The following is a 24,114-nucleotide window of genomic DNA, read 5'->3' as shown; positions in this document are numbered from 1 at the left end:
TCCGAGAGCCAAATATACTAACCGAACCGTATTGCAAGCTATTCCTCAGAGAAATCGCTAAATAAGTGACGAGCGAGAGTTAAATCATTTCCTCACGCTAGAGCATATTATGCTACTAGCAAAAGCAAAAGCTCGTCAGTACATCAGCGCGGAGTAAGTATTCAAAGTGTCTCGTCCATATATTAATGCAGAATTGCGGCGTTTAGTTAGCGATCGCGCCGAGCATATTTGCGAGTGAAGAATTTCAAATATCTTTGCAATAAATGAATCGGTTGTAAGGGCATACATGTGTATGCCCTTAGTTAGTGAATATCAGTTGAAACTCTTGCTGGATATGGATCAATACCGTTCAGTTAAGCCTAAATTTTTTGTTAGAGACGCGTTAGCAGGGCGAACCCCATTCTAATTTTGCATCTCTACAGTTTAGGTAGAGCAGAAGGGTATCCCAAATTTGCAAAGAAAATTGGGCACTATCTGACTTGTATATACGATATTTTGTTATCCAAGTCATTTCCAACGTAGTTATAATTACCAGCGCTATACTCACGGCATAAACCACCAGTTTCATTTTGGCATACACGTACCACTGTACCTGCTGGTACACGTAATGAGCTAATAGCGTCATTACCAACAATATTTAAGCTGCCTTGGTTGGCTTTGTATACTCCTGGAGTTGTAGAAAAAGATTGAGAAACTCCAGCAAAATTAGCGTCTCTGTAGACTTGAACCTGTGACCTGTTAGAGACGTTGTTGGAGACATTGTAGGAAAGCTTGTAAATTGTGCCACTGTAGTCATCAGAAATTAACAAATTACCTTGCTGATCTACTGCTATATCTACCGGTCGTCCCCAAATTTCTTGCGTTCCTGGAACTAGCCAACCGCTGACTAGTTCTATTTCCTGCCCTGGGGTTCTTGTCGCACTGTTCCAAGGAAAGTAAGCTATTTTGTAGCCAGTTTTAGTCTGCCGATTCCATGAACCATGCAGTCCCGCCACTACGCCATTTGAGTATAGGCTGGTAAACCTGGTATTTTGCAAGAATGTTAGTCCTAAGGGAGCCGAATGGGCTTGGATACCCTTGCTAATTCTGTCCAAGGCATTGCAATTAACACGTCCATTAGCATTGAACTGATAGTCGCGATCAAAGGGCATATTGTTGAAGCCATTTGACGTGTCAGGATTGGGGTTGCAAAATGGCCAACCATAGTTACCACCATCTCGGACTCGCGTAAACTCCTCTGGTGGGTGGTTGTCTACGTATGACGGGATAACCCTACCGTATTTGCCACTGCCATCGTTGAAGGGATAGGCGATGTTATCTCGATTATTAACGACTACCCAAAGATCATTGGTATTAGGTAACAATGCTAATCCTTCGGCATTACGTAAACCTTGGGCAAAAAGCCGCCGATTGGTTCCATCTGCGTTGTACTGGTAAATCGCACCACGTTTTGGGTTGCTGACAGTATCTTGCGTACAAGCATTGCATGTAGAGGCGATCGATACGTACAGTTTGTGATTGGAATCAAGGGCGATATTTTTTAATTCGTGACCATAAGCACCTCTGAGTTCTGATGTGCTGCTATCTGGTAAGCCAGTTACGACTACTTGGCGATTTCTGCCGATTATGTCTCCAGAGTTGTAGGTGAAGCGGTTAATTTGATGAGTCTCAGAGATATAAACGTATGTGGTGTTGTTAATCTTATGAAACACAATGTCGTGTGGTTTACGTAGACCCGTTACGAAGTTAGAGATAATCGGATCTCTCGTGCCATTTGAGCGGACAATTAACACCTTACCTGTACTCGGCTGTGACACTAAAAGATCGCCATTGGGAGCAACTGCTATAAAGCGGGCACTCGGAATGCGAGCATAAACAGATGCAGAGAAGTTAGGCGGCACTTTCAAGTAACGATTAATATTGAAAGGCCAATAGTTCATTGTATTAGACACTTTCACCTTGGTTTGAACAGACGCAGCAGGCGGTAGACCTAAGGCTGCGGTGGACAAAACCTCTAAGGACATCAAACTAGTAAGTGCAGGAATTATACTAACTAGCGATGCAGATAATACGCGTCTGAGCATCTTTGTTGGATTTAGGAAAAACACACCCATTTTGAACTTCCTTCTAGCCTGAAGTGATGTAAATTACACAAGAACTCCCGAATTGGCGATTTTTTTTCGAGAGTCAAAACACAACTTACTTAAGGATATTAGTTTGTGAGAATACTTCCTTAAGTATGTTTTTCTCCTGATGTTACTTGTAACCTGTGTTACGTAACCGAGCAGATAATACCTTATATCTCCAACTTATTCAATAAGTCAAGGGTTTAAGTTTAAGTTAAGTTGATTGGTGTTCTAGGCTACTACACTCAAAATTACAAACAAATACGTCTATATGCAGCTTGTTGTACATCTCGCTTTTAGCTACTAAGTATTTTCAGTGTATTAGGCTGCGATCGCACACCTTGATAAACTAAAAATTACCAAAAAATGTGCAATTCCTTCTAGCAATGGGAACTCTATGATTAGCAACTATTGCTACTTCACAATCAGAGTTACTCAGGTATATATACAATGTCCTATCAAAACATCACAGGCTCTCTTTCCGCACAAGATATTCAAGAAATCAAAACCGCGCTACAGAAAGTTCAACAAAAGCTACCCTTTTTAGTTACTCTCAGTACTGAAGAACGGCGCAAGTTAGTAAAAATGGGCGATAAAAGTCTGGCTTTTGTAAGCAATAGCGTCACTGCTGCTCAATCTAACCGCGAAATTCTGCCAGCCACTTTTGATGTTGAAGAACTGGTTCGAGATTATCAATTAGCCACTGCGCTTACTGAACTTCTAATCTCAATGCAGCAACTCACTGAACAGGTAGATGATACTCTCATGGCAGTTGGTAGCGAAGTTATGACTAGTAGTTTGACAGTTTATGATTATGTCAAGACTGCATCAAAAAAGACTCCAGGCTTAAAAACTGTTGCTGAACAGTTGGGTGAGCGTTTTAAAGCTATTGGTAGAAGCAAATCTACTAAAACTCCTGTCTCTTGATAATTTAATACTCATTGGAGAGTCTCATAAATAGTCAGACAAAATATTTGTAGTCATTGCAAGCGTTGGCGTAGCCTTTGGTAGAGAAGCAAAGTAATCCCAGCCTTTGCAATTGCTTCTCTACGAGACGCTCCGCGAACATTCCGCTTTGCTGTATTCGCAATGACATTGTGTAATTAATTCTGTCTGACTACTGATCATTTTGATAAGTCTTTGCAATATAGCGATGTCAGAGAATGAGTTGGGGCTTAAGTTTTTATTTAAACTCAACACAGAAGCGCTATAAATAAATTGACTGGAGGGGCGTACAAATGTACACCCCTATTTTGTTTATCCACCTCTGAACTCCGTTAACGAGTCTTTGAACTGGATGAATCCACCTCTGAACTCCGTTAATGAGTCTTTGAACTGGATGAATCCACCTCTGAACTCCGTTAACAAGTCTTTGAACTGGATGAATCTACCTCTGAACTCCGTTAACGAGTCTTTGAACTGGATGAATCCACCTCTGAACTCCGTTAACGAGTCTTTGAACTGGATGAATCCACCCCTGAACTCCGTTAACGAGTCTTTGAACTGGATGAATCAGTCTCGAAAATTTAAATGCTTAATTTTTACGATCGCAACTTCCACACATCTATATAATAAAATAGTCACTATGAGCGATAGCTATATTTTGAAACGTATACATACATACAGACAGCAAATCATAAGAGAAAATAAAGAAACCTGTGTTTCGCCTATCCAAATAATAAGATAATAATAGTAATAGGAGATACAGAATATTGATTTCTAGCCTCATCTAACTCATGTTTGAGTGCATCTGAGTACAACTTAATATATTGCAAAATATCTTGATGAAATGTTTGCAAAGGCTTATAGGTAATGTTTCTTGTAGCGAGTACAGAAATTCTTAACCCCTGCCCCAAAAATACTAGTACCCCCATCGTTAAATACTAGCGCCCCTATCCCCAGACAAATTTTAGATTTATCTGCGGTAGGGGTTTTAGCGTTTGAGTACAACCTTAATCAATCCAATAAATCCAATCAGCATTGGGTTTTGTATCGAGTTGAAAGTTACCTGATATAAGCATAAAAATAGCAGATGACTCTTTTACCAGATAGACATTACCGATGCAACAGTCTTTAGACAGTATTAGCGATCCTCCCAGTACCAAAACGCAGGATTCTGCACATAAATCCATGCTGAAAAATTTACTCTCTGGTGTTTTCTTTGAGCCATTATTGAGTGATTTTCGCATTATTTTTGAGCGCGATCCCGCAGCACGTAATTGGCTAGAAGTGGTGTTTTGCTACCCTGGATTGCACGCACTATCTTTGCATCGTCTTGCTCACTGGTTACATTGTCGAAGTGTGAGTTTTATCCCCCGCTTCATTTCTCATTTGGGGCGATTTTTGACGGGAATTGAAATTCACCCAGGTGCAGAGATTGGTCAGGGCGTGTTTATCGACCACGGAATGGGGGTTGTGATTGGCGAAACTGCGATCGTCGGCGATTATACACTGATTTATCAGGGCGTCACCCTTGGCGGAACTGGTAAAGAAACTGGTAAACGTCATCCCACAGTGGGCAAAAATGCCGTGATTGGGGCGGGTGCGAAAGTTTTAGGTAATCTGCAAATTGGCGATCGCGTCCGTATTGGTGCAGGTTCTATTGTCTTGCAGAATGTCCCCAGCGATCGCACTGTGGTGGGAGTTCCGGGCCGAATTATTTCTCGGAATGATAACGCCAGCCTTTCTCCTTTAGAGCATGGCAAGCTACCTGATGTGGAAGCAGACGTGATGCGTTCTTTGCTCTCGCGCATTGAAGAACTCGAAAAACAACTGCAAACTTTAAAAGTCAAGAGTCATTAGTCATTGGTCATTGGGCATGGGGCATTGGGCATTTGCAAAGGACAAATGACCAATGACAAAGGACAACCAACAAAGGACAAAGGACAAATGACAAATCACGTTTTGCAGATTCCTTTGAGCGATCGCTGGCGAATCTATCACCGATTGCAAGAGTTAAAAATTAATTGCTCTTGTCCCCCTGATGGTTCTTTACGGGTGCAAGTGAACAATTTGCTCGAAGTCATTCTAATTCGCAGTATAGTTATGCAATTTATTGCTTCCCGTCACGAATTATTAGAGTGGTTAGAGCGTTGCTGGCATTACACTAATGAATCTTAAGGTTTTTCGTCAGACCTAATTCAGAGACTATTAATCTTGAATTCATGACGTAAAGACTGCACTTCATCCTTTTTGTTCATAGATGCACAAAGCTCAAATAGGTTTAGAGTTTGAAGCTACTGTACGCTAGCAGAATTTGTTGCAGACTGAGATGGAACAAATGGGTTTGATATTTTATTGAATCTGCTAAATCTGAAATTTCCCTGACATATAGCAACAATTAAAAAGATGAAATTCCTAAATAAAAATTGGAATTTCTGATTTTTAAGTTTTTCCCAAATTAAGAAATTGAAAGTTCGATTATGGCGACTCGGAACAGAGATATAAAACTCCTCAATTTTTTGCACAATGAACTTGAACTTTCAAATGCTGATATTGCTGTAGCTCTGCGACACCGTGAATTAGAAAATGGCCCACTACCAATGCTTCTCTGGCAGTATGGTTTAGTTGACTTAGAACAGCTAGGAAAGATTTTTGATTGGCTAGCAGACCACAGTTAGCTAATTTGCAACCTTTAGCTTTTCCTTCCCATTACCTGCCTAAATTACACCCAAATGCACTACAAAAAACGAGGTCACAAAAATGATTACATCCTTAGTTGCTGGATTCTGTGTATTACTTTGTTCAGGATTTGCTAATAGCTATATTAGTTCATTGCTACTCAAAGATGTTTCAACTGACATCGGTAAAAACAATTAGTAAATTATACATTGTTTTAGTTCCCTGCCATACAGATGTGATGCTGCTAATAGGTCAATAATTAAGGATCATGTATCCTACATTATGAATTGTGATATTTTTAGCATTTACCATTACTAGGGATTGTAGAGAGAAAGGATATTAAGAATACTTCCAAGAGAGGGATATTTGCAATGAATCAAATCATAATTAATGACACTACACTACGTGATGGTGAACAAGCAGCAGGTGTTGCCTTTACCTTAGAAGAAAAAGTAGCGATCGCTAAATTTCTCGATGCCATTGGTATACCAGAATTAGAAGTCGGGATACCGGCAATGGGTGACGAAGAAACACGTGCGATCGCCGCAATTTCTGACTTGGGTTTACAAGCAAAACTCTTGGGCTGGAACCGCGCTGTCATCTCAGATATCAAGGCTTCCATCGCTTGTGGTTTGAATCGGGTGCATATTGCTATTCCCGTCTCTGGTATCCAAATTGCCACTAAATTTCATGGTCAGTGGCGAGTAAGTTTGCAAAAACTTAAAGACTCAATCAGCTTCGCCCTCGATCAAGGTCTTTGGGTAGCAGTCGGCGGAGAAGATTCTTCCAGGGCTGATGAAAACTTCCTCTTAGATGTAGCGCTTTATGCTCAAGAATGGGGTGCATCCCGTTTCCGTTTCTGCGATACCGTAGGAGTTCTCGACCCCTTTACCACCTACACCAAAGTCCAACGGCTGGTTTCCGCGTTGACGATTCCCCTAGAAATCCACACGCATAATGATTTTGGTCTAGCAACTGCCAATGCTCTTGCAGGTATCAAAGCTGGAGCATCATCAGTGAATACCACAGTCAACGGATTAGGTGAAAGGGCGGGAAATGCAGCATTAGAAGAAGTTGTCATGGCAATCAAACGCATCTACGGCGTTGATTTGGGCATTGACACACCCAGTTTGCTGGAACTGTCTCAACTAGTAGCAGCCGCATCAGGAGCCGATGTACCACCTTGGAAAGCGATCGTTGGCGAAAACACCTTTGCTCACGAATCCGGCATCCATGCTCACGGGGTATTGCAAAATCCCATCACCTACGAACCATTTGCACCTGAAGAGGTGGGTTGGGAACGGCGTTTAGTAGTAGGTAAACATTCTGGACGGCATTTGGTTGCTAACTTGCTAGAACAGCATGGAATTTTCTTGAACTCTCAAGAAACCCAATCTGTTTTAGACGCAGTGCGCCATCAATCGGTACAGAAAAAGCGCAGTTTAACGACAGAAGAACTATTGAATTTGGTCAGAGAACAGAGGTACTCTCATGCAACGCGATGAATTAGAACTAAACTTGCCACCTGCTTTTGAAATTGGTGAAAAAGTCAGAGTTCGTAAACTGCTAAAAAACGATGGTACCTTTCCTGGTAAGGAAGTCGGCCAAGTTTTAGTAAACAAGGGAGATATCGGTTACATAGCGAGTATAGGCACATATTTGCAGAGTTCCTATATCTATGCTGTGCATTTCTTAGAAACAGGGTTCGTCGTCGGCTGTATGAAAAAAGAACTAGAATCTGTTGAGGAATCTCATGAAAGTAATGCTACGGATGAATGATGCCGGCACTTTAGTAGTTTACGTTGCTAAAAAAGACCTGGAAGAAGAAGTCGTCAAACAAACCGATGGAAATGATGGCAAGATTCTCACCCTAGCAAATGGTTGGGAATTAGAATTTCGTGATTTGCCAGATACAGCAAATTTACCTCAAACTGTAGAAGCTAAACGCCTAGCTTAAAAATAGTTATGAGTTAATAGTTAGGAGTTAGTAATTATAACTCCTAACTCTTGTTAATTTTGAATTTTGAATTCGGAGCGAAGCAACGTGACGTTATCAGAATTGAACCTTGAGGGACAGTTACTAGGTTTTGTTGGTGGTGAACCAGGAAAATATAAATACTTGCAATTGGCAGTTGCATCTGGAAATGTAGACATTAAACTGCCTAAAGAGTTGCGTCGTTTACTAAGTTCATCCTTAGTTCCTGGTCAGCAACTTCGCATTTGTGGTCATAGTGAGATAGACTCACGCACAAGTAAAATAAAAATTAAAGCCTATCGAGTGACACCAATTGATGCGTGTCCAAAGCAAGATTTACCACCTCAAACCAAAGCGAGGATTATGGTATGTCAAAAGGGCGGTTGCCTGAAACGTGGTGGTAAAGGATTATTATCAGAATTAGAAAAAACTTTGTGCGATCGCGGTTTGTTAGACAAAGTTACTATTGAACATACTAGTTGCCAAAAATGCTGTGGCAGCGCTCCCAACTGTGTTTTGCAGCTTGGTAAAAAGAAATACAAGAATATTCATCCTGATGCGATCGCAACTTTGCTAGAAAGTCACTTAACTTCAGATTAATAAGCTTTTCTAGCTTTTCTTAAAATTAATACACAAATTTTTGGGGGTAAAATTTTTACCCCTATTTGTTGTAAGTATAGTTTTTATAGCACTCTTGTCAAACTGCGATCGGCTAAGTTATAACTGCTGGAATCTTAGTAATAGCTTGACCCTGGCGAATGGAATTCGCGGCTATACAGACAAAACCCACCTCCGTGGGTTTCAACTTCTTAGAGTCCGCCTACGCGGACTTTGTTTGTGTAGCCGCGATTTCTAATCGCCGGATATATTTGCTTTTTTGAAATTACTTTCAATACTTAAAAATAAATGTCTTTGTTTACCAATTTACTCAATCTACATTCAGGAAGCAAACCGCGTGAAGATTTTTTTACTGAGATTGTTGCTTATTTTTTGTCCCTGAATAATGATGTTTTACTTGATTGGCTAAAACATCACTCAATCATTAGTGAAGATAATTATTCCAGCATCAAGATTTCAACCCAACAAGAACATCAAGCACTGGCGATCCATACTGAGGATAGTAGACTTGATATTGTGATTGAACTCTCAACTGGTTTAAGCACAGACGTAATATTTATTGAATCAAAAATTGGCTCTACAGCAATACCGGGACAATTAGAAAAATATGCTGATATTTTGAGTAACTTACCAAACCTTAGACATCGAATTCTAATTTACATCACCCGTGATTATGACCCTAAAGATGAACTCAAACAATATGATTATGATCCAAAACGAGCAATCAAAGAGTATTGTCTTGAGTTATCACCCAAGATTAATTTCTTCCAACTGAGGTGGTATCAGTTTTATAGCTTCTTGAAAGAACGCGCATCTGATATCTTAGCTCAAGAAATACTAATTTTTATGAGGAATAACAGAATGTCTCACACTAATCAATTTTCATCAGTTGACTTATTGACAATGGTGAATTATAACAAAACTCTCCTTCTTATGGAATCAACTCTCAGTGAAGAAGTACAGCAGGAATTCAAGCTAGCTTTTGGAGGTGTTATCAAAGGCGCAGCAAGTAGGACTCAATGGAAATGGGACGAGAGATATATTATCTACACCCACTTTTCTCCTTCAGTATGGGACTTATGGTGTGGTCTTGGATACTTCGATTTAAATCCAAATAATTTAACTGATTATCCATATTTAGGTATATTTTTGCAGGTTTCTCATAGGTTTGGACAACGCCCAAAAATTATTGAATCTATGCAAAAAATAATTAACGATAAACCCAATCTATGGACTCCTAGTAATTTAAAAGTTTTGCCAGCATGGTCAGGTATATTTTATCGAAAAAGCTTAAAAGATTTTTTATCTGAAGAAAACCACGTATCTGCTATTAAATTATTTTTCCAAGAGTCAATAAAGGAATTAAAAACGGTTCAGGAACAATATTTTGATTTTCCTTGGAAGGGTGTAAGTATAGAAGCAACTACAGAAGGTGATAAAGAAGAATACCCAGACACCTCATTATCTTCTATCGCATAACTTTAATCAGCTACAGCTATATTAAGATAAAAATAACTCTGCATTCTCGTAGTTGTTATGAGCCTTACCACTGCTAAACGCTTTACTATAGCTGAATATCACCGTCTAGCTGAACTCGGTTTCTTTGAGGATAACGACCGAGTTGAGCTAATTAAGGGTGAAATAATCCAGATGGCAGCAAAAGGTACACCGCACTCTGTTTGTAGCACCCGCTTATATCGGGAGTTGTTCAAGCTGATTCTAGAAGAGGCAATTCTTCGAGGACAAGAACCAATTATTATACCTGATGATACCGAACCAGAACCCGATTTAGTCATTGTGCGAAATCGTCCTGATGACTATTTAGAAGCTCATCCAAGCCCATCTGATGTATTGTTAGTAATTGAAATTTCTAATTCCACTTTGAAATATGACCAAGATATAAAATTATCTGTTTATGCAGAAGCTAGTATTTCCGACTATTGGATATTTAATTTAGTAGATAACTACCTAGAATCTTACAGCGAACCTTATAAAGATTTACAAGGTAAATTTGGTTATCGTCGTAAGTTGATTTTTCTACCTAATGAGTCAGTTAATTTGCCATATTTTCCTGATTTAGTTCTGGATTTATCTAAAGTATTTCCAGAGCGATCGCTATAATTGTTGTATTATTTAATTTGAAAATTAGAATAAATATTTTCTGTAAATATACTGAGCCAGCGAGTGAAAGGGGGTAAGGGAAAAATAATAACTCCTAACTCCTAACTTCTAACTCTTTCCTCCCCTCATGTCCCCGGTAAATTTCGCAAACGCTCATCTAAATGACTACGGTCTGCCAAAACCTTTAACAGTGGCCCATGTGAGGTAAATTCTACAATACTGACCGAAGCAACAGGGCATCCCAAACGAAAACGGAAGCGTCCCACATCAATCCCTAGTAAATTAGACAAAATAATTCTGATAGTTGCCTTGTGAGAAACCACTAACACATTGCCACTGCTGTAACGACGTTTGATTTCTTCAATTACCTGTATGGCGCGAGAAGCAATTGTCACCCCCATTTCTCCACCGGTTGGCCCATTCCAAGCTGGATCTGCTGACCAGCGAATATAATCATCGTGATATTCACGGCTAATTACTTCTGGGGTTTTTCCTTCCCACTTGCCATAGTTGATTTCCTTCAGACCATCTCTAAATTGTGGTTCTATCCCGATTGCTTCAGATAAGGGTTTTGCTGTCAATACAGTTCGCTGCATTGGACTACAAAATATTGCCGTCCAATCCATAGAACTATATGTAGATGCAAAAGCCTTTGCCATCTCCAAGCCTTCTGGGGTAAGTTCTGAGTCTATGGAACCGCAAAAGGAATTATTGCGACTGCATTCGGTCTGTCCGTGACGGAGGAAATAAAGAGTTAGGCTCACGGTATATTTTCATCAATAGTAAATTTAACGGCGCTAACAATCAGATGTAGCTGAAGATAATCAATGCCCGTGCTATGTTACTACAATTTCACAATATTTGGAATCATCTTCAGATCGCCTGACTTTGTTTCTTGACATTTATTTAGAGACGGTATCTCATCCAATCAAGCGGCGTAGCAGGTGAAAATAAAAATTCAATCGTTCAAGCAAAGTGATGAAACAGCCTGATGTGTAAGCATTCTGACCAGTCAATATCCTGCCGTCAAAACCCATTATCTGAAATCAACTATTAAAGTACTTGACATTAACCCAGGAGTTACTGCTATATTAACTAAAGTAATGTTGTTGGGGCGTAGCCAAGTGGTAAGGCAGCGGGTTTTGGTCCCGCCATCCCTAGGTTCGAATCCTAGCGCCCCAGTAATTCTAAAAGGCAGGCTTCACAGTCTGTCTTTTAGAGTGTTTAATCAAATTTTTAAGAGAAGTCTCAAGGCATCTATTTATGTAAAAGTTATTTGTCAGGAGATTTGAGAGCTTGATCTAGAGTCTGTCGAGCTAGTTCTGCTTTAGATCGCGCTTCCTGGTAACGCACATTAGCTTGAGCAAAATTTTTGAGAACTTTAAAACCTTCCTTGAGTCGAGTAATTTCCTCTTCAGTCACTAAATCATCGCTGAACAGAATATCAACAGCTTTGCGAATTTCCAACGCTTCCGACCGTGACTCTTGAACCTTCAACTTGAGCGTGGCTAGGTTACTCAAAACCTGGACAGCTTGTGTAATGGTATCCTCACCACTAGCAGTATCAATAGTTGACTCCTTAACCTCAATCAATTGTTGAGGGCCAAATCCTTCTTCCAGTTCTGTGGGTAGCTTACCTGCATCCATCAGTTCCATCAGTTGATCCATTGCTTTATCACGGGCTTTGGCTGAATCTTTTCCAGAAACAGTAAGGATAATTTCTGGGCTTTGAGCGAGAGTATATTGAACCATATTTGAGCAGAAAATTTGCTGGTTAACCAAGCTGAGGCAAACAATTATAACATGTTGCGTCTCAGGTTATTTGCCGGCTCATGGGCTTTAGTATCGATTTGTTAAATATATGGAAATATGATTTCCTTCTTTATTTTTACCTTTACCAAGTCCCTCAAAATAAAACTTTATACTTAAGAAAAGGGAATAAGTTTTCAATAGGAGGGGAGAGCAATGGCTCCCAGTCCCACCATCATGCAGGCTGTGGAACAACTGGGCTACCGTGTCACCGTTGGTGATGTGGCAACTCAGGCAGGATTGAATGTCGCTGAAGCTAATCAAAGCTTGTTAGCCCTGGCATCTGATGCTGGCGGACATCTACAGGTAGCGGATTCAGGCGATATAGTTTACCTTTTTCCACGAAATTTTCGAGCAATTTTACGTAATAAATACTTCCGATTACGATTGCAAGAATGGTGGAAAAAGGTCTGGAGTGTTCTGTTTTACCTGATTCGCATTTCTTTTGGAATTTTCTTAACTGTTTCCATCGCCCTGATAACTATCACCATCTTCATTATCATTACTGCTGCTAATTCAGACCGTAACGGCGACAATCGGGGTAGTAATTCTGGTGGTGGGGGGTTTTTCTATTTTCCAAATTTATTTTGGTATCTTAGCCCAAATTATGACACCCACTACCAGGAACGGCGACGTGAAAGCCGAGAAGAAAGCAATCTAAATTTCTTTGAAGCTGTGTTTTCGTTTTTGTTTGGCGATGGTAATCCTAACGCCAACTTAGAAGAACGTCGCTGGCAAGAAATTGCTACGGTGATTCGGATTAATCGTGGCGCAGTGGTAGCAGAACAAATTGCCCCATATTTAGATGATATTGGCGAGGGATATACAAGAGAGTACGAAGATTATATGCTGCCCGTTCTAACGCGATTTAATGGGCAACCGGGCGTAAATCCAGAAGGGCAAATTGTTTATTACTTTCCAGAGTTGCAGGTGAGTGCAGTTAAAAAGCGCCGTTATGCAATATCAGATCACTTAGAGGAATTTCCCTGGCGTTTTAGTGCCGCAAGTTCTGGGCAAATTATGCTCAGTGCTGGGTTAGGAGTACTAAATTTTGTTGGTGCTTTAGTACTGGGAAGTTTATTGAGAGATGGAACTATTGCCGTCCAATTAGGTGGACTGGTGGCTTTTGTGCAAGGAATTTATTGGCTGCTATTGGCTTACGGAGCAGGTTTTTTAGGCATACCCTTGCTGCGTTATTTCTGGATTGGGTGGCGTAATCGCAAAATAGGCGATCGCAACCGCGATCGCCTTTCCAGAGCAAGCTTATTAACAAGTCCTGATGCACCTTTGCAACAAAAAATCAACTATGCTCAACAATTTGCCACAGAAAAAGTCATCGGCAACGAAGATTTAGTGTATTCTAGCGAAACTGATTTACTAGACCAAGAAGTTGAGCGTTCTGCACAAATTGATGCTGAATGGCAACGGCGGTTAGACGAGTTAAAGTAATTCGTAATTCGTAGTTACAATCAGTGAGGGCTTGTACCCTCCACTGTCTTGTTGACACCAAATTAGAGGGTCATAAATTGATTTGGTAGATGGTACTGGTGCTTTAATTATCAAGCTTCACGAAGTGATCGCTTTGCGAAAGTGGGCGATCGCACTTTCCCAACAGACATAAAGAGCGATTACATAACCACAATCACCCGAAAAATGCGATCGCTCCATCTAAATTTGGTTGAAATATGTAGCGCGTTAAATTAGCCCACCGTAGGTATCGCTAATTTAACGTGAAAGATAAACCTTACTCATCACCTTCCACATTCTCTGGTGGAGCATATTTGCACTCCTCAACAAACGGCGTAAATTGACAACACCAAAGCGGTTCAAACGCAAAGCTTCAACTGTTGCTCGACCACAAGCTGTTTTACCAATCACCAGCGTAAAATCATCACTCCAGCTAAAATGTTCGCTCCAAATTTGCTGTCGAGGATTATATAGTGCAATTTTTTCTCCCGTTTCTGGATCGCTTGCCTGGGTTTTGGTATGTTTATGACCATTGCAACCAAAGCAACTCCAAGCAAGATTTTCTAAAACTGTTTCCCCATCTGCTTGTCGGGGTTTTATATGCTCAATGGTAAAACTCTCAGTGGCAAATTGCTCCCAACAACGACAATACTCGCAGTAACCACGGGCACGAGCAGCAACAATACGCCTCATTGGTTCTGGGGTTCGCTCTGACATTAGGCGAAGTTGCTGTGTTTAGGCAAGAAGTCGTTAATCAGCACTTTTAAATCAACTTTGCGAAGTTGAGCCAGTTTCATCAATGCTTCTGCACGTTCAGCATCCTGTTGTTCGACGCGCTCAACGTATATTAGTAGCTCTTGATGCTCTGTGTGTGTAATTACTCCAATCTCATTTTGCTGACGCAGGTAGGCCAATCTATCTTGTTCTTCAGGAGACAGATGGTGTTGAATAATTTGAAGCAAAGCGGCTTCGCTGACTTGAGGGTTTGGTGCTTCTGATACCTGTAAAGCTTCGTGACAAAGGGCTTCCAAAAATTCAACAGCCTTTACTAAAGATTCTCCTGGTAATTGTTCGAGTAAAGCGATCGCTCTTTTACGAATTTCTGTAGGTACAGCCATCATTACCTGACCTCGTTTGCTTCTAGCTTAGATTATAACCAAGATAGATTCTTCATTTTAAGCGCCAAAAAATAGATACAAGAATTCCTCACGCATCAATTTACAGTCGTCTTAGAAGAAACAACTCAAAGTGATGATTTAGCTGATATTCGGAAAAATATAGTTAAATTAATTGCAAAAAATATCCCCGACTTATTTGAAAAGTTGGGGATATGAGTCTAGAACTAGCCTTGTTGACCAACATTTTTAGCCAAATTAAAAGGGCTAAATTTATCAATTTTGACTTTTGAATTAAATACAACAGGGGACTTACTTTGCCTGAATTGGTGTCAGGGCTACACCTTGATAATAATGTCCCAAAATTTGCAGGTGGTTCACTCCTTGCCGAGCCAGATTGTACGCCCCCCATTGACTCATACCTAAACCATGACCGTAGCCAAGCCCTTGTAGTACAAAACTACCGTCGGCCCCCTTAGTGACGCTAAATTTGGTACTTTTTAACTTGAGGGCTGTTCGCACTTCCTCGCCCTGTAGCACCTTTGTGCCCTTGTTACCGACAATTTTTAAGACTTTAACACTGCGAAAAGGTGAGAATGTCTCTGGAATCATCGCTGTGACACTACCTACCTCAGGAAATTTAGCGCTAATTTCGCTGGGTGAGAAGGTTTTCACCCAATTACACTCGCGGATATTTTGATCGTAGTCTTCAACAGCACGTAGATAAGGCTCCTTACTTCCCCAAACATCTTCCACGTTTTCGGTGTGTCCCCCAGAACAAGCATGGAAGACTGAGAGAATAATCCGGTTTTTGTAAGTTAGTACCTGCCCTAGTGTAGAATCTACTGCGGCGTAAGTAGCAGGAGATTCACTGATGACACCTTTATAAATTTGCCAGCGATCGGGAGTATTGCCTAAATCGTAAACGGGATTATTCCGTTGTTTTTCTCGTTCGTAGAGGGCATAGGTACGGGCTGCGATCGCCTGGGCTTTCAGCGCCTCTTGCGGCCAGCTAGCATCCATTTCACCACCGAGAACGCTGTAGAGATATTCTTGGTCATCAACCCAATTAACAGCCGTTAAGCCTTTTTCTGTAGGGACAACCAGAGTTCTGCCTCGATACCAGCGATCGCCAATATAAACAAATCCTTTACCAGTTGGCTCAATCCAAAATAAACCAGACTGCCACTTATCTAAAGCAACTCCGCCAGGAACGGCTTGGGCATAATATGCACTCATCGCTGGCAACTGTCCCAGAGTCCGGCCAGTACTATCCTTGACGATCCCAGTAGTGGAACTGCCCACTTTTACCTGATTAACGCCCCTTTCAATCGCCACGCGCAAGATTACAGACGCTTGGGCTGGGGCAACCAAAGCTATCCACAAAAGGATACTTACCCACCAATGACGTACTTTAATCTGGGAAAATAAAGAGCCTAAGTAAAGTTGGAATTTCATACCGATCATCTAATCACACTAGTATCTAATTGACGCTCTGGATTATGGTGTCTACCACTTTAAGATGGGACACTTTTCCAACGCCGGAAGTTGCCACCTCCTACTAATTATGCATTTTGCTTTAGCTATAAGGTAGAAAGGGAGCAACGCGAAAAAGTGAGATCATCGTGAAAAGAGCAGGAGAGGCAGGGGGAGCAGGGGAAGTGAAGAGGCAATTTTCGTATTTTTTACTACCGCGATAGCCCTTAATACACTTATTTCTTTGTCTCTCCTGGCCTCCCTGCTCCCCCTGCTCACAAAATCGCGTTGCTCTCGGTAGAAATCAGGTCAGCAAGGGAGGAAAAGAATAGTTCTGCTCTACCTCTTTCCAATGCCTAATGCCCACTGCCCAATGCCCCTACCACTACCAATCTACGATGCCAATACCTTTTGAGAATTGCTCACTTCATTAGCAATAATTCCAATTAAATTCAATTTACTCAAAATTTCTGTTGCTTGAGTCAGTTCAGTTCGAGTTACTTTCCCCATGCGCTCTACCATGACAATTCCATTGCAAAAAGATGCCACAATTCTGGCATCAACCGTCCCTAAAATAGGTGGAGCATCTATCAGTACTAAGTCATAACTTTGCTCAAATAACTCTATTAATTCTTTCATCCGTTGAGAACTGAGCAACTTTACCGTATCTTCTGGTTCCGGCCCAGCAGTCAAAATATCAATGGAGGGGTGAATGGGCTGGATATAATCTTGAAAATCAGTAGTTGTCTCATCAACTAATAACAGAGATAATCCCCAGTCATTAGATATTTCCAAAATTTTGTGCAGGCTAGGATTCTGCAAATTAGCATCAATAACTAATACCCGTCGATGCATCCGTATAGCGCTAGCCACAAGCCCTAAGACTAAGGTTGTCTTCCCTTCCCCTGGTAGTGCTGAAGTAAACATCAGCGACTTGAAAGGTAAGGGATATTTTAATATTTGAATATTTTGGTAGATCATGTCCAGGGTTTCATGAACAGGCAATTTAGTAGTAGCTTCTATTGCAGAAGACTCTGAACTTCGCCGCCCATTCCAAGATAGTCCCAGCCGCTGCTTTTTGACACCATAGGACGGTAGCTTTGGTACTGATCCCAATACACGTAGATTCGTCAGTTTCTTTAAATCTCCCGCACAATAAATGGCGTCATTAAATTTTTCTAAAATTAGGGCTGCTAAGATACCTAAAATTGGGCCAATTACTGCTCCCCCAACCAAAATAAATAATCTGTCGCTCCCCATATAAGTACCCGGAGAAGGTTCTGCTAAAACTTGCCAGTTATATCCTTCCTGAGCAATTTTAAGCCCCAAAGACTGTTGTGCTTGAAGCAGTTGTTCAAGGGTTTTGTGACTATTTTGTACCTTTGGTAGCAGACGGTTATACTCTGCTATTATGCTTGGATATTTATTTAGCTCAGATCGAAGTCGCTGTTCTGACTCGGCTAAATTTTTTTCATTGGCAGTTAGCCCTAAAAGACTTGTCTGTACCAGCATAAACTCATCTACTAGCCTTGGATCAACCCCCAAAATTTGCCCTTTTAAGAACGGTTCTCCCTTACTGCTAGTAGTAATAGCTTTCACTTCTTCTCGTAATAGCAAAAGTTGACTTTGGCGTTGCTGCTTTAGTTTTTGTACCGATGGATAATCGTCTGTATAGCGGAGCCTCTCTTTGGCTAAAGTTAATTCAGTCTTTTGAATTTCACTCAATAGTGTTTGGTAACGGCTTGACTGATTTAAACGAGACGAAATTAGTGTATTTTGCTGGGATGAAGATGCTATTTGTTGCTCTAGATTATCGTAACGAGCATTTACATCTTGAAGGTTGGCACGAGTGGTTTGTAGCTGTTGTTGAATATCAGCTAGAGACTCTAGCAGTATTTTACTTTGGATTTCAGGATCAAGTAATTGATGTTTCTTGCGAAACTGTTCTAAATTTTTATCAGCTTTACTCACCTCTTTTTTTATCTCAGGTAGGCGAGCATTTACAAAAGCTAATCCCTGATTTAGACGTTCTTTTTGTTGTTGTTTGTTATAGTCTTGATAGACTTTTTGTAGAGCTTGAAGTACTCTTTGCGCTTTGACTGGATCGTTATCATTGAAAGAAACTTTAAATACTTGATGAAAAACTTTATTCGCTGCTATACCTCCCTCTTCTGGGGTTATTTCTAGAGGTAATTTTTTGTTATGTTCTTTTTGACCATTTATATCTTGTAAGGTAATCTTAGGATAATCAGAATGAAGTAAATCGACGGCTTTCTGAAGTAACTTAGAACTCAGCATGAGTTTCATCTGAGTGCTGGAATCAACAACTTGAAAATTGGAATCAGTAACCTGAGTATTTTCCTTTGCTGGGATATTATTTGCCTGTGCCCCATCAGATAAATTGGAATTCACCAATATCTGCATATTGCTCTGGTAAGTCGGTTTGGTAATGATAACTAAAAGACTAGCAGCTGACATAACTACACAGGAAATCCCCAAAATAAGAAAGCGTCGGCGAAGCAAAATAGTAGATAGTTGTCTGATGTCAAATGCGCCTTGTGCTGAAGTAGTAACCTGTTGCTCTGGATTCAGACTAGTCTTAGCCACTATCAAACTCCTCTAATATCGAAACAATATATTTATTTGGAAGATTTATGAAAAATGTGAAATGATTTTTTTACACCTAATAGCTGCAATAGCATACTTAAATTTTTCTTCCAACGATGACAAGCTCACTTGGCACAATCTTATGCCAACTGGGGCTTTCATGTTCATCAATTCACGCATATAAACTCTTAATCAGTGTTGGAAGAATAAATTTTTAATAAATATTTTATTTAAGGAAGAAAAATCTTGACGAAAAATTAATTATTTTTCCTAAATATTTAAGTAGAAAATTATCTAATTTACAACATTACTACATATTAAAGTTATTTTGATAACTGGTAATCTAAAAAACACATTAAGAGAAATATTTCAACCATAGTAATTGTATATGATTGATACACTTAGTTAACCTAAATTGTTGGTTAACTAGTTTACTTATTTTAGTAAAACTAAACTGCGGTCTATTTGCTAGACGTTATGAGTTTGACTGCTAAACTCCAAGACAATGCCTGGTTAATTCGAGATTTTAGATTAGAAAAGTTCAATCGAAAATCCAAAATCTAAAATCTAAAATCTAAACGCCTACCTTCGTTAACTCTACTTCCCGTCGTCTGGGTACTTCATGAATCATAAAATCGTAAGCCATGTCAGTACGGGGAAAAATAGCACGGGCTTCCTTGAGGAGATCCTTCAACTCCAAGGTATTTCCGGGAGCATAGCGGGGACTAAAATGACTCATAATCAGCCGATGTGCCCCAGCAGCTAAAGCTGTTTGCGCTGCCATTGTGGTTGTGGAGTGCAATCGTTGAAAAGCCATGTCTGCATCTTGATGGGCAAAGGTTGCTTCGTGAATTAATACATCAGCATCATGAGCTAATTCCACTGCACCATCACAATAGATTGTGTCTGTACAATAGGCAATCTTTCGACCAATTTCTGTAGGGCCGCACAATTGAGCGCCATCAATTACCCGTCCGTCAGCAAGGGTAACAGTTTCACCACGCTTGAGTTGACCATAAATCCGACCGGGAGGAATTTGCAATTCCTTGGCTTTTTCCACATCAAAGCGTCCTGTGCGGTCTTTTTCGGCTACGCGGTAGCCGAAAGCTGTAATGCGGTGATGCAAATTACCACAGCTAACGGTGAAGTCATCGTCTTCATAAATGACCCCTGGACGGACGGCGTGAACTTTGATCGGGTAAGAAAAGTGTGTGTAGGAGTAGCGTGAGGCGGATTGAATGTAATCATTTAATCCAGGTGGCCCATAGATATCAATTCGTTCCACATTGCCAGCCAAGCCGCAAGTAGCAAGAAGTCCCATCAAACCAAAGATGTGGTCGCCGTGCATGTGGGTAATAAAAATTCGGGAGAGTTGACTGATTTTCAGTTCACTCCGTATAATTTGATGCTGAGTACCTTCGCCACAGTCGAATAACCACAATTCTGCCCTTTGGGGTAATCTCAGGGCGACGCTGGAAACGTTGCGCGATCGCGTGGGTACACCGGAACTCGTCCCTAAGAATGTTATCTGCACAGTGTTCTTTAGTCTTCCTATTGCTCAATTTGCAGCTCTATTTTCTATATTGGCATGGTTAATGAGTAAAATACTTAGGATTTTGGGCATGGGGGATTGGGTACGACGGGGCACGTCGGAACCTTTGCACTTGATGCAAGCAACGCTTTAGGAGATGATGCCTCTATCCAGGTTGGAGTAATCCTGTCTGAGTAAGCAACGTCTTTGATTAAAGAATCTCAGTTGCTTTAGCCCTGAGAGTGTCAATTATGCAATATTATCTATGAGCCGATCGCGAATTTTTTTGAGTTGGTCTTGAGTCTTAATTGGCTCTCGCGGTGCTGGCAATTCAGTATTCGGCCAGTTAGGTAAATCATTGCAGGGACATAGCAACGGCGGCATACCGACGTTTCGCGCGGCTACTGGCATATTGCAACGGCCACAAGGCAGCATATCCCATGCTGGTGTCAGCAGTTCAGCAATGGTTTCATGAGTACCTTCTAGGTAACAGTCACCGGATTCTGGTGAGATAATTTTTTGCCAGCACTCTTCAAATTCTTCACTATAGCGATCGCCATTTAGCACCGATAGCGGCAAAATGCTTGCCTCACCGTTGCCCATAATTACTTTCTTACCCAACTGAAACCAGTAGGCAAGATATTCTCTAACTTCTTGTTTGGTTGCCATAAGATAAGTAGGTCGGTGTAAATAATTATCGTTGGGATAACGCAGGGAGCAGGGAGCAGGGAGCAGGGAGCAGGGAGCAGGGAGCAGGGGGAAAAAGAGTTTAAGCCTTGTTTACTTTTCTTTATACAGTTTGGTTTTATCGTGCCGACTTACTTAATTTTAGATTTTAGATTTTGGATTAATTTGAATCAAGAGTTAAGAATCTTGACTCCTGAATGTTCCAGCATCTTCTCTGTTTGGCAACGGCGAACCAAGGATGCTGAGATTGAGGACATGACCACCAGTAACTAAATAAACAGTTTCGCTGAGTGTACTTAGCTGGCGCACTAAAGAACCGAGGCGATCGCGGAACTTTCTCCCAAGAGGATAAGCTGGGATCACACCCCAACCCACCTCTTCTGCTACAAATAGCATATCAGCAGCAACCAGTTCCACCGTCTCTAATAACTCTGCAAGAATGTTTTCCCAGCTAGATTCGTCCTGTTCTAGGAGATTAGCAACCCAAGTTCCTAAGGAATCAACTAAAAGACAGGTATAGGGTTTGGCATCGGCGAGAGTTGTAGACAGTTCCACAGGTACAGATAAAGTTACCCAGTCTTGGGGACGACGTTTTTGATGTTCTAAAATGCGTTGATGCCATTCTTGGTCATCTGGGTTATCGGTGGCTGTTGCTACGTAAACAACAGCTTTTCCCGATTGCATGGCTAGAGTTTCCGCCCATTCACTTTTACCAGATCGTGCTGGCCCTGTTACTAAGATGATTTTACCCAAAGTTGTTTACTGAGAATTTTAACAATATATCTACGGTTGCAATTAATTTATCACCACCGTTTTTTACTTCATCGGTAAGATTTTTGGTTTCAAATAACTTTTAAGGGATAAAATTAGCACCAGGATCATTGATGCTACAACTGGCAAAAGCCAAAAATCCCAACAACCCCATTTTTAATTATTCAATACCACTGGGGACAGCAAACTTTAGGATATTTTTATGAACGCAGGCTTAAAACGCATTGAAGCAACTCTACACGATTTAGGGAATCGCGGTACTGCCTCTGCCGCTGAAACAGTTGATTCGACAACAAAACGACCTTGCTCCTTTAGAATCAGTGTCGGAGCCAACGAACCCACAGAAAGTACACCAACTCAATCTTCTCAACATGGGGAAGTAGAATCACAAGGACAAACTGTTGACTGGGGTGTAGATACTGAGAGTAATTATCCAACTGATCAAAATTTCTTTCCTCATCATGAATCTGTGCAGACCTTTCAAGCAGAAGATAATGGTAACAGAACACCCAGCCTACCAAAGTTGAAAACTCCGAGCTTTAGTAGCCATCGTCACGGTGCTAATCCAGCATTGGCGATAAATCTATTGCAAGAAATTCAGGAAACTGTCGCTGGTTGGCAAACAGAATTACAAAGCATTTTAAAGCAAATTCAGGATATTTACTTAGAAGGCCCAATTGTCAATGGCTGGTTAGAATCTAATCCCCAAGAACCAGAACCGGGAGGAACTGCAACACTGCGTCATGCGGAAGTTGACCGCTTAATGAACTACGTAGAAGAAATTTGCGCTACTGGTGGGAAAGTATCTTATCAATCATCTATTACTGGCTATCGCCTCTGTGGTGTAGACGATACTGGTAAAGTCTGGTCGCGCCCATGTCCAGCGGATCAGGTTCCCAATGTTAGCATGGCGATCGCTCGTTACCAAAAGTTACGTCAACTATTAGGGCGCAAGCAATCCTTGGAAACCCGTCTGAGTCAACTAGCCCAAACTCTTGTAGTTTTACACAGTCATATTCAACAAACGTGAAGTTTTAAAGATTATTTCCGAAGAAACTCGGTTGGTGAGTCAGTAACTTTTGGTTTAGATTAGCTCTCAGCAGTTGTGCATTGGATTTAAGATTTTAATCTAAAATCCCAAATCTCAAATCCAAAATTAAATCTATGCCAGACACCCAAATTTCTGCCATTATCTGTACTCACAATCGAGATACCTATTTAGGGGCTGCAATTGATAGTCTTTTAGCACAAGATTTTGCTACTGACTTTGAAATTGTAGTAGTTGATAATGGATCTAGCGATCGCACTCGTGAAGTTGTAGAACAAAGGGCCCACAATCCCCGCCTAAAGTATGTTTTTGAACCCACCATTGGTTTATCTGTCGCCCGTAACACGGGTGCAAAAGTAGCCAGTGGTGATATTCTTGCTTATTTAGATGACGATGCCGTAGCCAGTCAGGGCTGGCTACAAGTTTTATATTTTGCCTATTACAATAACTCTAAACTAGCGATCGCCGGAGGCAAAGTCACTCTCATCTGGCCCATAGGAATCCAACAACCACGATGGCTATCTCCAGGGCTAGCTGCAAATTTAGGTGCATACGATTTAGGTGACAGCAACATCTACATTGAGCAACCTGGCTCAACACCCAGAGGCTTAAATTACTCTATCCGCCGCAGTTTTTTGGAAGAAATTGGCGGTTTTGATCCTCATCTCGGTCGAGTGGGGAAAAATCTCTTATCTAATGAAGAACTGCAAATGACCGAATTTGCTCTACAGCGTGGTTGGCAAGTCGCTTATCTTCCCGAAGCCTTAGTTGCTCACAACGTAGCCCCAGAACGCCTCCAACGCTCCTGGTTTCTAAACCGAGGCTGGTGGCAGGGTATCAGCGAATGCTATCGAGAACAACTCGCTGGTAAAGCTGGGTTCGCTCAATTGCAGCGAGGTAGCGAACGCTTTGTGCGCGGCTTGTATAAGGCATTGCAATATTTCTCCGATCCAGCAGAACGGTTTGACAAACTTGTTTACGCTTACGGTCAGATTGGTTACTTAAATGCTGCTATTCAGGGTCTTTTATCTACATCAAATAAGAAATAAACAAAAATGGAGAATTCAGAATGCTTTCCCGTTGCAAATTCAACCACCACCTGATTGTAGACCTTCAAATTTATGATTTGCCAATGGTTTAAA

At 41.0% G+C, this 24,114-nt stretch carries 23 protein-coding genes and 1 tRNA gene; 14 read left to right on the top strand and 10 right to left on the bottom strand.

The annotated features are described in order from the left end of the window. Positions 1-470: 470 nt before the first annotated feature. Positions 471-2,114: a sorbosone dehydrogenase family protein gene (locus HWQ39_RS01875; RefSeq protein ID WP_292840745.1), complete on the bottom strand. Its 1,644-nt coding sequence runs from the start codon at positions 2,112-2,114 to the stop codon at positions 471-473. A 462-nt stretch (positions 2,115-2,576) separates the two neighbouring features. Here HWQ39_RS01875 and HWQ39_RS01870 point away from each other — a divergent pair, with 462 nt between their 5' ends. The 10 genes from HWQ39_RS01870 (at position 2,577) to HWQ39_RS01825 (ending at position 10,461) form a co-directional block, all read left to right on the top strand. Beyond that, entirely contained in the window at positions 2,577-3,053 is a 477-nt protein-coding gene (locus HWQ39_RS01870; RefSeq protein WP_292840743.1) for a hypothetical protein, read from the top strand. A 1,134-nt stretch (positions 3,054-4,187) separates the two neighbouring features. Further along, positions 4,188-4,928, top strand: a complete 741-nt coding sequence (gene cysE, locus HWQ39_RS01865) for a serine O-acetyltransferase (RefSeq protein WP_292840740.1) — start codon at positions 4,188-4,190, stop codon at positions 4,926-4,928. 45 nt (positions 4,929-4,973) lie between these two features. After that, positions 4,974-5,246: an Asr1405/Asl0597 family protein gene (locus HWQ39_RS01860; RefSeq protein WP_292840737.1), complete on the top strand. Its 273-nt coding sequence runs from the start codon at positions 4,974-4,976 to the stop codon at positions 5,244-5,246. Between the two features lie 302 nt (positions 5,247-5,548). Then, positions 5,549-5,746: a DUF2949 domain-containing protein gene (locus tag HWQ39_RS01855; RefSeq protein ID WP_179064190.1), complete on the top strand. Its 198-nt coding sequence runs from the start codon at positions 5,549-5,551 to the stop codon at positions 5,744-5,746. A gap of 372 nt (positions 5,747-6,118) precedes the next feature. Beyond that, on the top strand, positions 6,119-7,252 hold the full coding sequence (gene nifV, locus HWQ39_RS01850; RefSeq protein ID WP_292840733.1) for a homocitrate synthase: 1,134 nt from the start codon (positions 6,119-6,121) through the stop codon (positions 7,250-7,252). Further along, a complete protein-coding gene (locus HWQ39_RS01845) occupies positions 7,239-7,526 on the top strand; it encodes a nitrogen fixation protein NifZ (RefSeq protein ID WP_104909028.1) in 288 nt (95 codons plus the stop codon). The genes nifV and HWQ39_RS01845 overlap by 14 nt, the downstream gene beginning before the upstream one ends. Beyond that, a complete protein-coding gene (gene nifT, locus HWQ39_RS01840; RefSeq protein WP_114083693.1) occupies positions 7,501-7,704 on the top strand; it encodes a putative nitrogen fixation protein NifT in 204 nt (67 codons plus the stop codon). Before HWQ39_RS01845 ends, nifT begins: the two co-directional genes overlap by 26 nt. An 87-nt stretch (positions 7,705-7,791) precedes the next feature. After that, entirely contained in the window at positions 7,792-8,322 is a 531-nt protein-coding gene (locus HWQ39_RS01835; protein ID WP_292840728.1) for a (2Fe-2S) ferredoxin domain-containing protein, read from the top strand. Between the two features lie 306 nt (positions 8,323-8,628). Further along, entirely contained in the window at positions 8,629-9,819 is a 1,191-nt protein-coding gene (locus tag HWQ39_RS01830; RefSeq protein WP_292840725.1) for a PD-(D/E)XK nuclease family protein, read from the top strand. A 57-nt stretch (positions 9,820-9,876) separates the two neighbouring features. Then, positions 9,877-10,461 carry a Uma2 family endonuclease gene (locus tag HWQ39_RS01825; RefSeq protein ID WP_292840722.1) on the top strand — a complete coding sequence of 195 codons (585 nt, stop codon included), beginning with the start codon at positions 9,877-9,879 and terminating at the stop codon, positions 10,459-10,461. Between the two features lie 125 nt (positions 10,462-10,586). Here HWQ39_RS01825 and HWQ39_RS01820 read toward each other — a convergent pair whose 3' ends face one another. Continuing rightward, positions 10,587-11,225: a histidine phosphatase family protein gene (locus tag HWQ39_RS01820; RefSeq protein WP_292840719.1), complete on the bottom strand. Its 639-nt coding sequence runs from the start codon at positions 11,223-11,225 to the stop codon at positions 10,587-10,589. 346 nt (positions 11,226-11,571) lie between these two features. On the opposite strand from HWQ39_RS01820, the gene HWQ39_RS01815 reads away from it, so the two are divergent. After that, positions 11,572-11,643: transfer RNA gene (locus HWQ39_RS01815), tRNA-Gln, on the top strand. A gap of 90 nt (positions 11,644-11,733) precedes the next feature. Here the strand turns inward: HWQ39_RS01815 and HWQ39_RS01810 are convergent. Continuing rightward, positions 11,734-12,213 carry a hypothetical protein gene (locus tag HWQ39_RS01810; RefSeq protein ID WP_292840716.1) on the bottom strand — a complete coding sequence of 160 codons (480 nt, stop codon included), beginning with the start codon at positions 12,211-12,213 and terminating at the stop codon, positions 11,734-11,736. Positions 12,214-12,426: 213 nt separating this feature from the next. Here HWQ39_RS01810 and HWQ39_RS01805 point away from each other — a divergent pair, with 213 nt between their 5' ends. Beyond that, entirely contained in the window at positions 12,427-13,719 is a 1,293-nt protein-coding gene (locus tag HWQ39_RS01805) for a hypothetical protein (RefSeq protein ID WP_292840714.1), read from the top strand. A gap of 276 nt (positions 13,720-13,995) precedes the next feature. Here the strand turns inward: HWQ39_RS01805 and HWQ39_RS01800 are convergent, their stop codons facing one another. The 7 genes from HWQ39_RS01800 to cobU form a co-directional block, all read right to left on the bottom strand. Then, positions 13,996-14,454 (bottom strand): HNH endonuclease signature motif containing protein, encoded by a 459-nt coding sequence (locus HWQ39_RS01800; RefSeq protein WP_292840711.1) that lies wholly within the window; start codon positions 14,452-14,454, stop codon positions 13,996-13,998. Then, entirely contained in the window at positions 14,454-14,858 is a 405-nt protein-coding gene (locus tag HWQ39_RS01795; protein ID WP_292840708.1) for a hypothetical protein, read from the bottom strand. The genes HWQ39_RS01800 and HWQ39_RS01795 overlap by 1 nt, the downstream gene beginning before the upstream one ends. Positions 14,859-15,164: 306 nt before the next feature. Continuing rightward, positions 15,165-16,310 carry a SpoIID/LytB domain-containing protein gene (locus HWQ39_RS01790; RefSeq protein WP_292840705.1) on the bottom strand — a complete coding sequence of 382 codons (1,146 nt, stop codon included), beginning with the start codon at positions 16,308-16,310 and terminating at the stop codon, positions 15,165-15,167. Between the two features lie 411 nt (positions 16,311-16,721). Continuing rightward, the gene (locus HWQ39_RS01785; RefSeq protein WP_292840702.1) at positions 16,722-18,935 is read right to left on the bottom strand and encodes a polysaccharide biosynthesis tyrosine autokinase; all 2,214 of its coding nucleotides are present in this window, start codon (positions 18,933-18,935) and stop codon (positions 16,722-16,724) included. A 574-nt stretch (positions 18,936-19,509) separates the two neighbouring features. Further along, positions 19,510-20,469 carry a ribonuclease Z gene (locus HWQ39_RS01780; RefSeq protein ID WP_292840699.1) on the bottom strand — a complete coding sequence of 320 codons (960 nt, stop codon included), beginning with the start codon at positions 20,467-20,469 and terminating at the stop codon, positions 19,510-19,512. Positions 20,470-20,715: 246 nt separating this feature from the next. Further along, positions 20,716-21,135, bottom strand: coding sequence for a hypothetical protein (locus HWQ39_RS01775; RefSeq protein WP_292840696.1), 420 nt, complete (start codon positions 21,133-21,135; stop codon positions 20,716-20,718). 195 nt (positions 21,136-21,330) lie between these two features. Continuing rightward, the gene (cobU, locus tag HWQ39_RS01770) at positions 21,331-21,906 is read right to left on the bottom strand and encodes a bifunctional adenosylcobinamide kinase/adenosylcobinamide-phosphate guanylyltransferase (RefSeq protein WP_292840693.1); all 576 of its coding nucleotides are present in this window, start codon (positions 21,904-21,906) and stop codon (positions 21,331-21,333) included. Positions 21,907-22,126: 220 nt separating this feature from the next. Here cobU and HWQ39_RS01765 point away from each other — a divergent pair, with 220 nt between their 5' ends. Beyond that, on the top strand, positions 22,127-22,954 hold the full coding sequence (locus HWQ39_RS01765) for a hypothetical protein (RefSeq protein ID WP_292840690.1): 828 nt from the start codon (positions 22,127-22,129) through the stop codon (positions 22,952-22,954). A gap of 134 nt (positions 22,955-23,088) precedes the next feature. After that, positions 23,089-24,021: a glycosyltransferase family 2 protein gene (locus HWQ39_RS01760; protein WP_292840687.1), complete on the top strand. Its 933-nt coding sequence runs from the start codon at positions 23,089-23,091 to the stop codon at positions 24,019-24,021. Positions 24,022-24,114: the final 93 nt, after the last annotated feature.

Origin of the sequence: Nostoc sp. NMS8, from assembly GCF_017115045.1 — a bacterium.
Lineage (GTDB): Bacteria > Cyanobacteriota > Cyanobacteriia > Cyanobacteriales > Nostocaceae > Nostoc.
The sequence above is the reverse complement of the archived record's forward strand: the minus strand, read 5'-3'. Positions and strand labels throughout refer to the sequence as shown.

What these genes read in the sequence shown, in the direction of transcription:
- HWQ39_RS01765 (WP_292840690.1), top strand. Translation starts at nt 22,127, where the DNA reads ATGAACGCAGGCTTAAAACGCATTGAAGCAACTCTACACGATTTAGGG.
- HWQ39_RS01845 (WP_104909028.1), top strand. Translation starts at nt 7,239, where the DNA reads ATGCAACGCGATGAATTAGAACTAAACTTGCCACCTGCTTTTGAAATT.
- HWQ39_RS01760 (WP_292840687.1), top strand. Translation starts at nt 23,089, where the DNA reads ATGCCAGACACCCAAATTTCTGCCATTATCTGTACTCACAATCGAGAT.
- HWQ39_RS01860 (WP_292840737.1), top strand. Translation starts at nt 4,974, where the DNA reads ATGACCAATGACAAAGGACAACCAACAAAGGACAAAGGACAAATGACA.
- HWQ39_RS01805 (WP_292840714.1), top strand. Translation starts at nt 12,427, where the DNA reads ATGGCTCCCAGTCCCACCATCATGCAGGCTGTGGAACAACTGGGCTAC.
- HWQ39_RS01870 (WP_292840743.1), top strand. Translation starts at nt 2,577, where the DNA reads ATGTCCTATCAAAACATCACAGGCTCTCTTTCCGCACAAGATATTCAA.
- HWQ39_RS01800 (WP_292840711.1), bottom strand. Translation starts at nt 14,454, where the DNA reads ATGTCAGAGCGAACCCCAGAACCAATGAGGCGTATTGTTGCTGCTCGT.
- HWQ39_RS01790 (WP_292840705.1), bottom strand. Translation starts at nt 16,310, where the DNA reads ATGAAATTCCAACTTTACTTAGGCTCTTTATTTTCCCAGATTAAAGTA.
- HWQ39_RS01875 (WP_292840745.1), bottom strand. Translation starts at nt 2,114, where the DNA reads ATGGGTGTGTTTTTCCTAAATCCAACAAAGATGCTCAGACGCGTATTA.
- HWQ39_RS01810 (WP_292840716.1), bottom strand. Translation starts at nt 12,213, where the DNA reads ATGGTTCAATATACTCTCGCTCAAAGCCCAGAAATTATCCTTACTGTT.
- cysE (WP_292840740.1), top strand. Translation starts at nt 4,188, where the DNA reads ATGCAACAGTCTTTAGACAGTATTAGCGATCCTCCCAGTACCAAAACG.
- nifV (WP_292840733.1), top strand. Translation starts at nt 6,119, where the DNA reads ATGAATCAAATCATAATTAATGACACTACACTACGTGATGGTGAACAA.
- nifT (WP_114083693.1), top strand. Translation starts at nt 7,501, where the DNA reads ATGAAAGTAATGCTACGGATGAATGATGCCGGCACTTTAGTAGTTTAC.
- HWQ39_RS01825 (WP_292840722.1), top strand. Translation starts at nt 9,877, where the DNA reads ATGAGCCTTACCACTGCTAAACGCTTTACTATAGCTGAATATCACCGT.
- HWQ39_RS01830 (WP_292840725.1), top strand. Translation starts at nt 8,629, where the DNA reads ATGTCTTTGTTTACCAATTTACTCAATCTACATTCAGGAAGCAAACCG.
- HWQ39_RS01775 (WP_292840696.1), bottom strand. Translation starts at nt 21,135, where the DNA reads ATGGCAACCAAACAAGAAGTTAGAGAATATCTTGCCTACTGGTTTCAG.
- HWQ39_RS01795 (WP_292840708.1), bottom strand. Translation starts at nt 14,858, where the DNA reads ATGATGGCTGTACCTACAGAAATTCGTAAAAGAGCGATCGCTTTACTC.
- HWQ39_RS01855 (WP_179064190.1), top strand. Translation starts at nt 5,549, where the DNA reads ATGGCGACTCGGAACAGAGATATAAAACTCCTCAATTTTTTGCACAAT.